This is a genomic window from Methylobacterium aquaticum (genome assembly GCF_001043915.1).
Lineage (GTDB): Bacteria > Pseudomonadota > Alphaproteobacteria > Rhizobiales > Beijerinckiaceae > Methylobacterium > Methylobacterium aquaticum.
Map to the genome: position 1 here is coordinate 1 of NZ_LABX01000159.1, position 14,501 is coordinate 14,501.

Annotated in this window: 11 protein-coding genes; 5 read left to right on the top strand and 6 right to left on the bottom strand. The window is 71.8% G+C overall.

Annotation, left to right across the window (positions count from 1 at the left end; genetic code table 11):
* From VP06_RS20055 to VP06_RS20065, 3 genes are all read left to right on the top strand, one after another.
* The coding region (locus VP06_RS20055; protein ID WP_048465561.1) for an extracellular solute-binding protein at positions 1 to 1,465 on the top strand (1,465 nt) is incomplete at its 5' end.
* Positions 1,465 to 3,306 carry an extracellular solute-binding protein gene (locus VP06_RS20060; RefSeq protein ID WP_048465562.1) on the top strand — a complete coding sequence of 614 codons (1,842 nt, stop codon included), beginning with the start codon at positions 1,465 to 1,467 and terminating at the stop codon, positions 3,304 to 3,306. The genes VP06_RS20055 and VP06_RS20060, both read left to right, overlap by 1 nt.
* Before the next feature lie 4 nt (positions 3,307 to 3,310).
* Entirely contained in the window at positions 3,311 to 4,414 is a 1,104-nt protein-coding gene (locus tag VP06_RS20065; protein WP_048465563.1) for a microcin C ABC transporter permease YejB, read from the top strand.
* Between the two features lie 82 nt (positions 4,415 to 4,496).
* Here the strand turns inward: VP06_RS20065 and VP06_RS20070 are convergent, their stop codons facing one another.
* The 4 genes from VP06_RS20070 to VP06_RS20085 form a co-directional block, all read right to left on the bottom strand.
* Positions 4,497 to 5,222, bottom strand: a complete 726-nt coding sequence (locus VP06_RS20070) for an SOS response-associated peptidase (protein WP_048465564.1) — start codon at positions 5,220 to 5,222, stop codon at positions 4,497 to 4,499.
* Between the two features lie 14 nt (positions 5,223 to 5,236).
* Positions 5,237 to 6,232 carry a magnesium/cobalt transporter CorA gene (gene corA, locus VP06_RS20075; protein WP_048465565.1) on the bottom strand — a complete coding sequence of 332 codons (996 nt, stop codon included), beginning with the start codon at positions 6,230 to 6,232 and terminating at the stop codon, positions 5,237 to 5,239.
* Between the two features lie 139 nt (positions 6,233 to 6,371).
* Positions 6,372 to 6,872, bottom strand: coding sequence for a YbaK/EbsC family protein (locus VP06_RS20080; protein WP_048465566.1), 501 nt, complete (start codon positions 6,870 to 6,872; stop codon positions 6,372 to 6,374).
* A 217-nt stretch (positions 6,873 to 7,089) separates the two neighbouring features.
* Positions 7,090 to 7,386, bottom strand: a complete 297-nt coding sequence (locus tag VP06_RS20085; RefSeq protein ID WP_048465567.1) for a hypothetical protein — start codon at positions 7,384 to 7,386, stop codon at positions 7,090 to 7,092.
* Between the two features lie 204 nt (positions 7,387 to 7,590).
* Here VP06_RS20085 and hrpB point away from each other — a divergent pair, with 204 nt between their 5' ends.
* Together hrpB and VP06_RS20095 are read left to right on the top strand one after the other, a co-directional pair.
* Complete coding sequence (hrpB, locus tag VP06_RS20090; RefSeq protein ID WP_048465568.1) at positions 7,591 to 10,086, top strand: ATP-dependent helicase HrpB; 2,496 nt, start codon at positions 7,591 to 7,593, stop codon at positions 10,084 to 10,086.
* Between the two features lie 125 nt (positions 10,087 to 10,211).
* On the top strand, positions 10,212 to 12,602 hold the full coding sequence (locus VP06_RS20095) for a putative bifunctional diguanylate cyclase/phosphodiesterase (RefSeq protein WP_053081952.1): 2,391 nt from the start codon (positions 10,212 to 10,214) through the stop codon (positions 12,600 to 12,602).
* A gap of 135 nt (positions 12,603 to 12,737) precedes the next feature.
* Here the strand turns inward: VP06_RS20095 and VP06_RS20100 are convergent, their stop codons facing one another.
* On the bottom strand, positions 12,738 to 13,544 hold the full coding sequence (locus VP06_RS20100; protein WP_048465569.1) for an inositol monophosphatase family protein: 807 nt from the start codon (positions 13,542 to 13,544) through the stop codon (positions 12,738 to 12,740).
* Positions 13,545 to 13,591: 47 nt separating this feature from the next.
* The gene (locus VP06_RS20105) at positions 13,592 to 14,500 is read right to left on the bottom strand and encodes a dihydrodipicolinate synthase family protein (RefSeq protein ID WP_245291249.1); all 909 of its coding nucleotides are present in this window, start codon (positions 14,498 to 14,500) and stop codon (positions 13,592 to 13,594) included.
* Between the last annotated feature and the right edge of the window lies 1 nt (position 14,501).

The following is a 14,501-nucleotide window of genomic DNA, read 5'->3' on the forward strand; positions in this document are numbered from 1 at the left end:
CGACGGCACGCCGGTGACGCCGGACGACGTGGTGTTCTCCTTCGACGTGCTGAAGGCGAACAGCCCGCAATACGCCGCCTACTATCACAACGTGACGAAGGCCGAGGTGACGGGGCCGCACGAGGTGCGTTTCGTCTTCTCGGAAAAGGGCAACCGCGAATTGCCGCAGATCGTCGGCCAGTTGCCCGTGCTGCCCAAGCACTGGTGGGAGGGCAAGGACGCCAGCGGCAAGACCCGCAACCCGACCGAGACGACGCTGGAGATCCCGCTCGGCTCCGGGCCCTACCGCCTCGCCCGCTTCGATGCCGGCCGCTCCGCCACCTACGAGCGGGTGCCGGATTACTGGGGCCGCGACCTTCCGGTGAACCGGGGCGCCAACAACTTCGACACCCAGCGCGCCGAATATTTTCGCGATGCGACGGTGATGATCGAGGCGTTCAAGGCCGACCAGTTCGACTGGCGCACCGAGAACATCGCCCGCAACTGGGCCACCGCCTATGACGGCTTCCCGGCTGTGCGCGAGGGCCGGATCGTCAAGGAGGAGTTCCCTCAGGCCGGTCTCGGCATCATGCAGGCGTTCACCCTCAACCTGCGGCGGAATAAGTTCGCGGATGCGCGGGTGCGCCGGGCCTTCAACCTCGCCTTCGACTTCGAGGAGATGAACCGCACCCTGTTCTACGGACTCTACAAGCGCGTCGACTCGTTCTTCTTCGGCACCGAATTGGCGTCGTCCGGGCTGCCGGAGGGCCGCGAGCGGGCGATCCTGGAGAGCGTCAAGGACAAGGTGCCGGCCTCGGTCTTCACCACGCCCTACAAGAACCCGGTCAATGGCTCGCCCGAGGCGGTCCGCGCCAACCTGCGCGAGGCGGTGCGCCTGTTCCAGGAGGCGGGCTACGAGATCCGCGGCAACCAGATGGTCGAGAAGGCCACCGGCCAGCCCGTCACGGTCGAATTCCTCGGCTACGACAACTCGGCCGAGCGGGTGGTGCTGCCCTATCGCGCGGCGCTCGAGCGCATCGGCCTCAAGGTGTCGTTGCGGGTGGTCGATCCGGCCCAGTACCAGAACCTCGTGCGCAGCTTCGACTTCGACGCGCTGGCCCTCAGCAACTGGCCCGAATCGCTCTCGCCCGGCAACGAGCAGCGCGATTTCTGGGGCTCGGCCGCCGCCGACCGGCCGGGCTCGCGCAACCTCGCGGGCATCAAGGATCCGGGGGTCGACGCGCTGATCGACACGGTGATCTATGCCGGCGACCGCGAGGAGCTGGTGGCGGCGACGCGCGCCCTCGACCGGGTGCTGCTCGCCCACAACTTCGTGGTGCCGCAATGGTCCTCGACCGTGTCGCGGACCCTGCGCTGGAACCGCTTCGCCCATCCGGCGGTGCTGCCGAAATACGGCGCCTCGGGCTTCCCGACCACCTGGTGGTACGATCCGGCGCTGGCCGCCAAGACCGGGGCGGCGCGGTGATGCGCCGTCGCACGGTCCTGGCGGGGAGCGGGGCGGCCTTGCTGGCCGCCCGCCTCCCGGTTCTCGCCCAGCCCGCCGACCGCCATGGCCTGTCGAGCTTCGGCGAGCTGAAATATCCTCCGGATTTCCCGCGCTTCGACTATGTCGACCCGATGGCGCCGAAGGGCGGGAGCTTCTCGGCGCAGATCTCCTCGACCTTCGGCAACCAGAATCCCGAGACCTTCAACACCCTCAACGTCTACGTGCTGAAGGGCGACGGCGCCGCCGGCATGGACCTGACCTTCGACAGCCTGATGGTCCGGGCCCTCGACGAGCCCGACGCGCTCTACGGCCTCGTCGCCCGCAGCGTCCGGGTGAGCGAGGACGGGCTGGCCTACCGCTTCTCCCTCCGGCCTCAGGCCCGCTTCCACGACGGCTCGCGGCTCACCGCCCGCGACGTCGCCTTCTCGATCATGACCCTCAAGGAGAAGGGCCATCCGCGCGTCGCCGCGGTCCTGCGCGACGTGGCCGGGGCGAGCCCGGAGGGCGACGACGCGGTGGTGGTGCGCTTCGCCCCCGGCCGCAGCCGCGACCTGCCGCTGATCGTCGCCGAATTGCCGATCTTCTCGGACGCCTACTACCGGAGCCGCGACTTCGAGGCCGCGACGCTCGAAGCGCCCCTCGCCTCCGGGCCCTACCGGGTCGCCCGCTTCGAGGTCGGGCGCTTCATCGCCTTCGAGCGCGTCGCCGATTACTGGGGCGCCGACCTGCCGGTGACGATCGGCCAGAACAATTTCGGCGAGATTCGCTACGAGTATTTCCGCGATCGCGACGTGGCCTTCGAGGCGTTCAAGGCCGGCACCTTCACCTGGCGCGAGGAGTTCACCGCCCGGGTCTGGGCCACCGGCTACGACTTCCCGGCGGTGCAGGAAGGCCGGGTCAAGCGCGAGACGGTGCCGGATCACACGCCCTCGGGCACGCAAGGCTGGTTCCTCAACACCCGCCGGCTGGTGTTTCGCGATCCCCGCATCCGCGAGGCGATCGGCCTCGCCTTCGACTTCGAATGGTCGAACCAGAACCTGATGTACGGCGCCTACAGGCGCACCGCCTCGTTCTTCGAGAATTCCGACCTGAAGGCGGAGGGGATGCCCGCGCCCGAGGAACTGGCGCTTCTCGAACCGTTCCGGGGCCGCGTGCCCGACGAGGTGTTCGGCGAGCCGTGGTCGCCGCCGCGCTCCGACGGGTCGGGCCAGGATCGTGCCCTGCTGCGCCGGGCCGACACGCTCTTGCGCCAGGCCGGCTGCACCCGCGACGGCGGGGTGATGCGGCTGCCGGACGGCCAGCCGCTGACCTTCGAGTTCCTGGATTCCTCGCCGGTCTTCCAGCCGCTGCTGCAATCCTACATCAAGAACCTGTCCCTGCTCGGCATCCGGGCGAGTTCGCGCCTCGTCGATGCGGCGCAGTACCAGGCCCGCCTGAAGGATTTCGACTTCGACGTGGTGGCTTTGCGGCTCGGCGGCTCGGTGACGCCGGGGGCGTCTCTGCGCGAGGTCTATGGCAGCGTCAGCGCCAAGGTGCCGGGCTCGCAGAACCTCGCCGGCATCGAGAACCCGGCCGCCGACGCCATGCTCGACCGCATCGCCGATGCCGCCTCGCGCCCCGCGCTCACCACCGCCTGCCGGGCCCTCGACCGGGTGCTGCGGGCCGGGCGCTACTGGGTGCCGATGTGGTACGGCGCCACCCACCGCCTCGCGCTCTGGGACATGTACGGGCGCCCGCGCGTGCTGCCCCGCTACGGCCTCGGCGTGCCCGCCCTGTGGTGGCACGACGCCGACAAGGCCCGAAAGATCGGACGGACCTGACATCATGGCCGCCTACATCCTGCGCCGGCTCCTCCTGATGATCCCGACGATCCTCGGGATCATGCTGATCTCCTTCGTGATCGTGCAATTCGCTCCCGGCGGGCCGGTGGAGCGGGTGCTGGCCCAGCTCCAGGGCCAGAACACCGCCATGTCGCGGATCACCGGCGGCGGCGGCGACCTCGCCGGGCGCGGTGGAACCACGAGCGGCGGCGGCGAGACGAATTCCCGCTACCGCGGCGCGCAAGGGCTCGACCCGGCCTTCATCAAGCGCCTGGAGCAGCAATTCGGCTTCGACAAGCCGGCCCCCGAACGCTTCCTGAAGATGCTGTGGGACTATGCCCGCTTCGATTTCGGCAAGAGCTATTTTCGCGATGTCTCGGTGCTCCAGCTCATCCGCGAGAAGCTGCCGGTCTCGATCAGCCTCGGGCTGTGGATGACGCTGATCTCCTACGCGATCTCGATCCCGCTCGGGATCCGCAAGGCGGTGCGCGATGGCTCGCCCTTCGACGTCTGGACCTCGGGGATCGTCATCGTCGGCTACGCCATCCCGGGCTTCCTGTTCGCGATCCTGCTGATCGTGCTCTTCGCCGGCGGCTCGTTCTGGCAGATCTTCCCCTTGCGCGGGCTGACCAGCGAGGGCTGGTCGCATTTCCCGCTCTGGCAGAAGGTGACCGACTACCTCTGGCACATCACGCTGCCGATCGTCGCCATGGCGATCGGGGCTTTCGCCACCTCGACGCTCTTGACCAAGAACTCGTTCCTCGACGAGATCCGCAAGCAATACGTGCTCACCGCCCGGATGAAGGGTCTGTCCGAGCGCCAGGTGCTCTACGGCCACGTCTTTCGCAACGCGATGCTGATCGTGGTGGCGGGGTTCCCGGGCGCGTTCATCTCGGCCTTCTTCGCCGGATCGCTCTTGATCGAGACCATCTTCAGCCTCGACGGGCTCGGCCTCTTGTCGTTCGAATCGATCGTCAACCGCGATTATCCGGTGGTGTTCGCCAATCTCTACATCTTCTCGCTCCTGGGCCTGGTGGTGAACCTGATCTCCGACCTGACCTATAGCTGGATCGATCCGCGGATCGATTTCGAGGCACGGGCGGCGTAGCGCCCGGTCCTCGTCCAGCCGGGAGCGGGCACGGCATCCGGTCTGCCGTGCCGGCGGAATGTCGGGCCGGGGCGGGAGAGCCTCAGAACAACGAGCCCTGCGCCTCTGCCGGCGGCTCGGGCGGCGGCGGGGCCGGGGCGTCCTCGTCCGGGCGCAGCAGCCCGGCCTCGTCGTTGCGCACGTCGTTGACCCGCCGGCTCGCGGCTGCAAGGCTCAGCCATTCCTCCGGCGCCGGACGGCACAGGGCGGCCGCCTGCCCGGCCTCGACGTCCCGCATGTCGAGCCAGGCGTCCACCCCCTGCGGCGACAGGATCGCCGGCATGCGCTCGTGGATGCCGGCGAGCAGCCCGTTGGCGCCGCAGGTGACGATCGCCGCGGTGTCGATCTCCGAGCCGTCGCGGCTGCTCCAGGTCTCCCACAGGCCGGCAAGCGCCATCGGCCGGCCGTCGGCCCGGCGGATCGCGTAAGGCGCCTGCCCGCGCGGGCCGCCGCGGCGCCACTCGTAGAATCCGTCCGCCAGAAAGACGCAGCGCCGGTAGCGCAGGGCATTGCGAAAGCTCGGCTTCTCGGCCGCGGTCTCGATCCGGGCGTTGATCACGAGGGGGAAGTCGTCCGGATCCTTGACCCAGGCCGGCAAGAAGCCCCAGCGCATCAGCACGAAGCGGCGCCGTCCGTGCTCGGACGTCACCACCGCCACCGGCTGGGTCGGCGCCACGTTGTGGCGGGCCGGGAAGTTCGGCCGGTCGTCGTAGCCGTAGGCCGCCCGGAAGGTTTCGGGCGACGAGGTGACGAAGAAGCGGCCGCACATCCCCCGCGAGCCTCCTACAGCCAGCGCTTCCAGCGGAAGAAGGCGTAGGGCAGGATCGCCGCCACCACCATCATCACCACCGCCATCGGGTAGCCGAAAACCCAGTCGAGTTCCGGCATCATCTTGAAGTTCATGCCGTACATCGAGGCGATCAGGGTCGGCGGCATGAACACCACCGCCATGACCGAGAACAGCTTGATGATGTTGTTCTGCTCGAGGTTGACGAGGCCGAGCGTGGCGTCGAGCAGGAACTGGATCTTTCCCGAGAGGAAGCTCGCATGCTCCTCGAGGGACTGAAGGTCGCGCAGGGTGGAGCGGACCTCCTCGCGGATCTCGCGCGGGGCCTTGGTGGCCCGGTAGCTCGCCGAGAGCGAGAGCAGGATGCGCTCGACCGAGACCAGGCTCTCGCGCTGCTGCGACAGCAATTCGTTGTGGCGCCCGAGGGCCCGCAGGGTGTCCTGCAATTCGGCGTTGCGGGCGCTCGGGTCGGAATGCTCGGCGAAGATCCGGCGGGACAGCTGGTCGATCCGCTCGCCCTGGAGCTGGAGCACGTCGGCGGCGCGGTCGATGACGGTCTCGATCAGGCCGGCCAGGATCGCCTCGCCGGTCAGCATCACCCCGGCCGGCCGCGCCGCCCGGTGCACGAACATCCGGAACGCCTGCGGGTCGTCGTAGCGCACCGTGGCGAGCATGTTCTCGCGCAGGATGAAGGTGACGCCGGTGAGCCGGGCATCGTCGGTATCGACCCGGCAGAGCAGCCGCCCGGTCATGTAGCGGGCGCCGTTCTCGACATAGAGCAGTTCGGACGGCTCGATGTCCTGCATCTCCTCCCGGGTCGGGATCGAGATGCCGAGGAACGCCTCGACCTTGTGGTCCTCCTGGCGCGTCGGTTCGATCAGGTCGATCCAGAGCACGTCCGACGGGATCGGCTCCGACATCTCGAGCAGGCGCCGCTCGAGGAGCGGCTGACCGGTGCTGGCGCAGGCATTCGGCTGATGGACGAAGATCAAGGGCGGTCTCGGACGGCAGTGACGCGACGGAGGGGCGTTGTGGCCCGGCCGCTTGAAGGCTCCGTGACAGCTAGGTCACGAACGCCCCGCTTGTCGATGGCGCCCGATCCACAGCCGTCCGATGTTTTCGCAGGCCGGGTCAGTGCGCCGCCGCCGGATCGGAGTCGGTCTCTGCGGCCGGTGGCTGGCAGACGTCGATCCACTCGGCCGCGGTCAGCGCCGCCAGGCGCTCGGGCGTGACCCGCACGGCGCTGTTGGGGGAGCCGGCCGCCGGGATCACGTCCTCGAACGCCTTCAGGCTGACGTCGCAATAGACCGGCAGCGGCGTCGCGAGGCCGAACGGGCAGACCCCGCCGACCGGATGGCCGGTGATCGCCTCGACCTCCTCGGCGCCCAGCATCCGGGGCTTGACCCCGAAGGCGGCCTTCGCCTTGCGGTTGTCGAGGCGGGCGTCGCCCCGGGCCACCAGCAGCACCACCCGCTCGCCGAGGCGCAGCGACAGGGTCTTGGCGATGCGGGCCGGCTCGACGCCGTGGGCGGCCGCGGCGAGCGCAACGGTGGCGGAACTCGCCTCGGTCTCGAGCACGGTGAGATCCGGGGCGCGGGCCGCGAGGTCGGCCTTGACGGAGGCGAGGCTCATCGGCGGGCGGCCCCGCGCGGCGGAGGGACGAGGATCACGGGTAGGCTCTCGGGTTCGACGGATGCCGGTCCGGCTCCCCTCGCCCGGCGAGGCGGCGGGCGCAAGCCCCCCGCGCGGGGCGTCTCCCGGCGGCGCGATCCATAGGTCACGAAGCGCGTGTCCCGCCGCCGGAGGGCGGAGAGGACACGTGCCCCGTGACCTGTGCGGCGCTGCGCGATCAGTAGCGCGGGCCGCCGGTGGTGTTGCCGAGCTGCTGCTTGTAGCCCGGGCGCGACGGGTTGCGGGCGTTCGGGTTGCCGTGCATCATCGTGTTGCGGCGCATGTGCCGGCGCATGTGGCGGTCGTGCCGCTTCATGTGGCGGTAGTGATAGTGGCGGCGCATGGCGACGTGCTCGACCGTCGACTCGGCGCCAGCGACGGCCGGGGCCGGGCCGGTCACGGCGGCCGAGGCCGGGGTCATGGCGAGACCGCCCAGCAGGACGCTCGCCGCCAGCGCCAGGGTCAAAGACTTCATCGCGGTATTCTCCAGCCGTTGGCCCCCTCGGCCAACCCGGGCGTTAATCCTTCGCCGCACCCGATGTTCCTTAGCGGCACCGGAAATGATCCGGAAAAATGACGCAGGGACGCCCCTGGGACATGCGGGACGGGGGCGTCGCGCGGGCCGGCCGGCTTCGGTCCGGGCTTGCGCCGCCCGACCGCCTCCGCCATCCCGGCGCCCATGCGCTCCGTCCCTTCCCTGCCGATCGATGCCGTCCTCGGCGACCTTGCGGCGTCCCTCGCCGGACCGTCGGACCGCCGCCCCAACGCGGTGCTGGTCGCTCCGCCCGGGGCCGGCAAGACCACCCGGGTTCCCCTCGCCCTTCTGGAGGCGCCCTGGCGCGGCGATCGCCGGATCATCCTACTGGAGCCGCGCCGCCTCGCCGCCCGGGCCGCCGCCGAGCGCATGGCCGCAACCCTGGGCGAGACGGTCGGCGAGACGGTGGGCCTGCGGGTGCGCCTCGGCTCCAAGGTGTCGGCCCGCACCCGGATCGAGGTCGTCACCGAGGGTGTCTTCGCCCGGATGATCCTCGACGATCCCGAACTCGACGGCGTCGCCGCGGTGTTGTTCGACGAGTTCCACGAACGCTCGCTCGACGCCGATCTCGGCCTCGCCCTGGCGCTCGACGCGCAAGGGGCCCTGCGGGAGGACCTGCGGCTCGTGGCGATGTCGGCGACGATCGACGGCGCCCGGATCGCCGCCCTGATGGGCGACGCTCCCGTCATCGTCTCCGAGGGTCGGGCCTTCCCGGTCGAGACCCGCTACCTCGACCGCGACCCGCGCGAGCGCATCGAGGACGCGGTGACCGATGCGGTGATGCGGGCGCTCCGGGCCGAGCCGGGCTCGGTGCTCGCCTTCCTGCCGGGGCAGGCCGAGATCCGCCGGACCGAGGAGCGTCTGCGCGAGCGCCTCGCCGAGTGGCCCGACATCGACCTCGCGCCGCTCTACGGCGCCCTCGACCGGGCCGAGCAGGACCGGGCGGTGCGGCCGAGCCCGGCGGGCCGCCGCAAGGTGGTGCTCGCCACCGCGATCGCCGAGACCTCGCTCACCATCGACGGGGTGCGGGTCGTGGTCGATTCCGGCCTCGCCCGGGTGCCGGTCTACGAGCCGGATCTCGGGCTGACCCGCCTCGTCACCCAGCGCGCCTCCCGCGCCTCGGTCGACCAGCGCCGGGGCCGCGCCGGCCGCACCCAGCCCGGCATCTGCTACCGGCTGTGGTCCGAGGCCGCCACCGGCGCCCTCGAACCGTTCACCCGGCCCGAGATCCTGGCCGCCGACCTCGCCGGGCTGGTGCTCGACTGCGCCGCCTGGGGCGTCGCCGATCCGACCACCCTGCCCTTCCTCGACCCGCCGCCGGCCCCGGCCTTGGCCGAGGCCCGCGCGCTGCTCGCCGGTCTCGACGCCCTCGACGGCGACGGCCGCCTGACCCCGGCGGGCCGGGCGCTGCGGGCGCTTCCCCTGCCGCCGCGCCTCGCCCGCATGGTGGTGAGCGCCGCCGAACGCGGGCGGGACGCGGCGCGGGACGCCGCCGACCTCGCGGCGGTTCTGGTTGAGCGCGGCCTCGGCGGCGATGCCGTGGATCTCGCCGAGCGGGCCGAGCGCTTCCGCCGCGACCGTTCGGCCCGGGCCGAGGACATGCGCCGCCTCGCCGCCGGCTGGGCGAAGATCGCGCTGGCGCACGCCGCCCCTCCGGCCGCCGCCGACAGGCCCGATCCCGGCACCCTCGTGGCGCTGGCCTATCCCGACCGGATCGCCCGGGCCCGGGGCAAGCCCGGCGACTATGTTCTGGCCAATGGCCGCGGCGCCGCCCTCGACCCCGCCGCCGCGCTCGCCCGCGAGCCGTTCCTGGCGGTGGCCGAGATCGTCGGCAAGGCGTCGGCGGCGCGCATCCTGGCCGCGGCGCCGATCGCGCTGCCGGCCATCGAGGCGCTGTTTTCCGACCGGATCGAGGCCCGCACCCGGGTCGAGTTCGATCCCGAGGCGCGCGCCCTGCGCGCCCGGGCCCAGCGCCGCCTCGGCGCCGTCGCGCTGGCCGGGCGGATCCTGCCGGTTCCGCCCGACGCGGACAGCGCCGCGATCCTGGCCCGGGGCCTCGCGGGCCTCGGCATCGCCGCCCTGCCCTGGTCGAAGGCGGCGCAGCAATGGCGCGAGCGGGTGATGTTTCTTCGGAGCGCCGAGGGCGAGCCGTGGCCCGACCTCTCGGACGCCCCCCTCGCCGAGACCCTGCCCGACTGGCTCGGGCCGCATCTGACCGGCCTCACCCGCCTCGACGAGATCGGGGCCGACCGGCTCTCCGAGGCGCTGCACGACCTCGTGCCCTGGTCCCTGCGCGCCCGCCTCGATGCCGAGGCGCCGACCCATCTCGAGGTGCCGACCGGCTCGCGCATCCCGATCGATTACGCTGCCGAGGGCGGTCCGGCCCTCGCCGTGCGGGTGCAGGAACTGTTCGGCCTCACCCGCCACCCGACCATCGGCGGCGGGCGCGTGCCGCTGGTGCTCCACCTGCTCTCGCCGGCCCAGCGCCCGATCCAGATCACCCGCGACCTGCCGGGCTTCTGGCGCGGCTCCTGGGCGGCGGTGCGCGCCGACATGCGCGGCCAGTACCCCCGGCATCCCTGGCCGGAGGACCCGACCACGGCTCCGCCGACCCGGCGGGCGAAGCCGAGGGGCACGTGACGGAGGACATCATGCGCTGCCCGCCGCGCCGATCTTCAGGTAGCGACGTCGCCGCTCCTACAACCGATGAAACGAAATCGCAGCGAATTTGCGAGAACCCTGAATCGTTCGTAGAAGACCGCGTGATGCTGCCCGACGACCTCGACACCTTCGCCGCCGACTGGGTCTGGGAGACCGATGCGGAGCTCCGGTTGACGACGGTGCGGGGGCACTACGAGGCGCTGACCGGCGAGGCGGAGCCGGTCGGGCGGCCCTGGCCGGGGCTCACCGGCCCGGAGGCGGCCGACGACGTGCCGCTGCGCAGCCCACGCCCGTTCCGGGACGTGATCCGGCCGCACCGGCACCGGGACGGGCGGACCCGCTGGTTCCGGTTCGGCGGCGCGCCGCGCCTGGCGCCGGACGGGACGATCGCGGGCTGGCGCGGCCTCTGCGCCGAACTGTCGGAGCCGGCGGTCGCGCAGCTCGAGGGTGCGCGACGCTTCGAGGCGGTGGTGGAGAGCCTGCCTGTCGGTGTCTGCCTGTTCGACGCGAACCTGCGGCTGATCGCCGTCAACGACCGGCTTCGCGACCTGTTCGGGCTGCCGCCGGACCTGCTGCGCCTCGGCACCCCGCTCGAGCGCATGATCCGCACCAGTGCCGCCGTCGGCAACTACCTCGACCAGAGCCCGGATGAGGCCTGGGCCACTGTCTCCGCGCGCATCGCGCAGCGGATCCGGCTGCACCGCGAGCGCCGGTTGCCGGGCGGCGTCCTGCTCAAGACCACCATCGTGCCGTTGTCGGACGGCAGCACCCTGGTGGTCCACGAGGATGCGACCGACCGGGCACGGGCCGATGCGCGGCTGGCGGAGCAGAAGAACCGCCTCGACCACGCGCTGACCCACATGTCGCACGGGCTCGTCCTGTTCGACGCCGATTACCGGATCACCGTCGTCAACCGCCAGTTCCTCGACCTCTACGGCCTGTCGGCCGAGACGGTGCATCCGGGCATCACCGCCGAGGAGCTGATCCATCGCCGCACCGAGGCCGGCAACTTCCCGGGCCTCACGCCCGAGGAGGCGTGGCGGCAGGTGCGCGAGCGGCTCGCCACCCGCACCCGCTACCGGCTCGACCAGACCCTCGTCGACGGCCGGGTCATCGCCGTGACCTACGCGCCGACCCCGGAGGGCGGCTTCGTGACGGTGCACGAGGACGTCACGGCGGCCAAGCGCGCCGAGGCCCAGATCGTCCACATGGCCCGGCACGACGCCCTGACCGGCCTGCCCAACCGGGTGCTGCTGCACGAGGGTCTGGTCGAGGCGCTGGACAGGACGCCGGCATCGCGCGGCGGGGCCACCGCGGTCCTGTGCCTCGATCTCGACCGCTTCAAGACCGTCAACGACACCCTCGGCCACGCCGTCGGCGACAAGCTGCTGTGCAAGGTCACCGCCCGGCTGACCGCGGCGATCCGCGACGAGGCGCAGGCCGGCCGCGCGACCCTGGCCCGGCTCGGGGGCGACGAGTTCGCGGTGGTCCTGCTCGCGACCTCGCGCTTCAAGGCGGGGCGCCTCGCCACCCGGCTGATCGAGACGGTCGCACGCGACTACGAGATCGACGGCAAGCGGATCGCCGTCGGTCTCAGCATCGGCGTCGCGCTCGCGCCGCCCGACGGGCAGGATCCGGACGGGCTGCTGCGGGCCGCCGACATGGCGCTCTACCGCGCCAAGGCCGAGGGACGGGGCATCCACCGCTTCTTCGAGCCCGCCATGGACGTGGCGGTCCAGGCCCGCCGCGGCGTCGAACTCGATCTCCGGGTGGCGCTGGCCGAGCAGCAATTCGCCCTGGCGTTCCAGCCCTTCCTCGATCTCACGGCCAACCGGATCGCCGGGTTCGAGGCCCTGGTGCGCTGGCACCACCCGGCCCGCGGGGTGGTGAGCCCCGCCGCCTTCGTGCCGGTCGCCGAGGAGACCGGCCTGATCGTGCCGCTGGGCGAGTGGGTCCTGCGCCGGGCCTGCCAGGAGGCGGCGCGCTGGCCGGACCCCGTCCGGGTTTCGGTCAACCTCTCGCCGGTCCAGTTCCGCACCGGCGACATCGACGCCACCGTGATCGCGGCCCTGCGCGACGCGGGCCTCGACCCGCACCGGCTCGAACTCGAGATCACCGAGGGCGTGCTCTTGCAGGACACCCCCTCGACGCTCGCCATCCTGCACCGGCTGAAGGGGATCGGGGTCCGCATCGCCATGGACGATTTCGGCACCGGCTACTCGTCCCTCGGCTACCTGCGGGCGTTCCCGTTCGACAAGATCAAGATCGACCGCTCCTTCGTGGCCGACCTCTCGGTGCGGCCCGACGCCCTCGCCATCGTGCGCGCCGTGACGACGCTGGCCGACAGCCTCGGCATGTCCACCACCGCCGAGGGCGTCGAGACCGAGGAGCAGCTCGCCCATCTGCGCGGGGCGGGCTGCACCGAGGTGCAGGGCTACCTCATCAGCCGGCCGGTGGCGGCGGAGGCGGTGGCGCCGATGCTGGGCGGCGCCTGACGGGGCGGAGGGCAGGCCCTGGCGCCCCGATGCCGATGCCGCCGGAGCGGGCACCGGTTCGGCGGCAAAAATCTGCGACCAACACGAACCTCTGCCGGCGAAGCGTCGGCCCGCCAAGGCAGGTCTGCCTGGGGATCACCGCCGCCGCGACGCCTCTCCCAGCCGCCGCAGGTCGGCGACCACCGCCGGCGTGCCGCAATAGAGCAGGCCGCCGGTGAGCATGTCGTCGGAGCCGAGATACTCGGCGACGCCGCCGGCCTCGCGCACCAGCAGCAGGCCGGCATAGCAATCCCAGGCGTTGAGGCCGGGATCGTAGTAGCCGGCGAGCCGCCCGGCGGCGACATAGGCCAGCATCAGGGCGCCGGAGCCGTTGCGGAACAGTACCCCGCCCTCGTCGTAGAGGCCGCGCACGAAGGCGGCCGCCTCCGCCGCCGGGGTCTTCTGGGTGGCCCCGAAACCGATATTGGCGGAGGTGAGCAAAGCCGCCGGGTCGATGCGCAGGGGCCGGCCGTTCAGGGTCGCGCCCTGCCCTGCCAGGGCCACGTAGGTCTCGCGCAGCACCGGCGCCTCGATCACGCCGGCCGCCAGCCCCTCGGGACCGCGCACGCCGATCGACACGCACCAGTTCGGCTGGCCGTTGAGGAACGGGCTGGTGCCGTCGATCGGATCGACCACCCAGACATAGCCCGACCGGCTCGGGACCGGATCGTGCTCCTCGCCGATCACGCCGTCCTCGGGGAAGACCTCGGCGATGCGGGCACGGATCATCAGTTCGACCTCGCGGTCGGCCTGCGAGACGAGGTCCTGCGCCCCGCTCTTCTGCTCGATCACCAGCGCGTCACGGGCGTCGAAGAACCCGAGCGCGGTCTCGCCGGCGGCGCGGGCGATGGTCAGCGCCAGGTCGCGGCGCGCGGCGGCGGCCCGGGCGGTCTCGGTGGTCATCGGATTGTCCTCGAACTCTCTGTGGTCGTCCTACAGGGCGGGTCGTCTCAGGAGTGCGACGCCGGGCCGGCGGTCACCGCGGCGAGCGCCGCCGCGATGGCCGCCCGCGCCTCCGGCGAGGCCGGGCTCTGGGGCGGCACCGGATCGCCGACGGCATAGCCCTGGCTCTGCAACGCCGCCTTGACGCAGGCGGCGAGATTGTAGCGGGCGAAGACCTCGTTGAAGGCCCAGACCCGCTTCTGCAACGCCACCGCCTCCGGCCACCGCGCCTCCCGGCACAGCCGGTAGAGCGCCAGGCATTCCCGCGGGATGACGCAGGCGGGGCCGGCGAACCAGCCCTTGCCGCCGAGCATCATCACGCTCGCGGCGATGTGCGAGGAGGCGGCGAAGACGTCGAGATCGTCGCCGACCCTGTTCAGGATCGAGAGCAGGCGCCCGGTATTGGTCGAGGCGTCCTTGATGCCGACGATGTGCGGATGCCGGGCGAGCCGCGCGATCGAGGCGACCGAGAGATCGGCGCGCTGGAAGGTCGGGTTGGTGTAGAGGATGATCGGCAGGTCGGTGGCGTCCGCCACGGTCAGGAAGTAGCGCTCCACCTCCGCTTCGGTCAGCGGGAAATAGGCGTCGAGGATCAGCACGATCCCGTCCGCGCCCGCCGCCCGGCAGGCCCGCGCCTGCGCCACCGCGCCGCGCGTCGCCGTCGAGGCGACGCCGGGCAGCACCGGCACCCGTCCCGCGGCGGCGGCCACCACCGCCGCGACGGTGTCGCGCTTCTGCGCCTCGTCGAGATAGGCGAACTCGCCGGTCGAGCCGAGCGGCGTCAGGCCATGGACGCCGGCCGCGATCAGGTCGTCGCAGAGCGCCGCCATCACCCCGGCCTCGATCCGCCCCTCCGCATCGAGCGGGGTGACGAGATAGGGGATGATGCCCTCGAAGCGCATCCGATCTCGCGTCATG

Bases quoted from the DNA above. Each gene is read 5' to 3' on its own strand.
- VP06_RS20065 (WP_048465563.1), top strand. From the start codon at position 3,311: ATGGCCGCCTACATCCTGCGCCGGCTCCTCCTGATGATCCCGACGATC.
- VP06_RS20060 (WP_048465562.1), top strand. From the start codon at position 1,465: ATGCGCCGTCGCACGGTCCTGGCGGGGAGCGGGGCGGCCTTGCTGGCC.
- VP06_RS20070 (WP_048465564.1), bottom strand. From the start codon at position 5,222: ATGTGCGGCCGCTTCTTCGTCACCTCGTCGCCCGAAACCTTCCGGGCG.
- VP06_RS20095 (WP_053081952.1), top strand. From the start codon at position 10,212: ATGCTGCCCGACGACCTCGACACCTTCGCCGCCGACTGGGTCTGGGAG.
- VP06_RS20105 (WP_245291249.1), bottom strand. From the start codon at position 14,500: ATGACGCGAGATCGGATGCGCTTCGAGGGCATCATCCCCTATCTCGTC.
- VP06_RS20080 (WP_048465566.1), bottom strand. From the start codon at position 6,872: ATGAGCCTCGCCTCCGTCAAGGCCGACCTCGCGGCCCGCGCCCCGGAT.
- hrpB (WP_048465568.1), top strand. From the start codon at position 7,591: ATGCGCTCCGTCCCTTCCCTGCCGATCGATGCCGTCCTCGGCGACCTT.
- VP06_RS20100 (WP_048465569.1), bottom strand. From the start codon at position 13,544: ATGACCACCGAGACCGCCCGGGCCGCCGCCGCGCGCCGCGACCTGGCG.
- VP06_RS20085 (WP_048465567.1), bottom strand. From the start codon at position 7,386: ATGAAGTCTTTGACCCTGGCGCTGGCGGCGAGCGTCCTGCTGGGCGGT.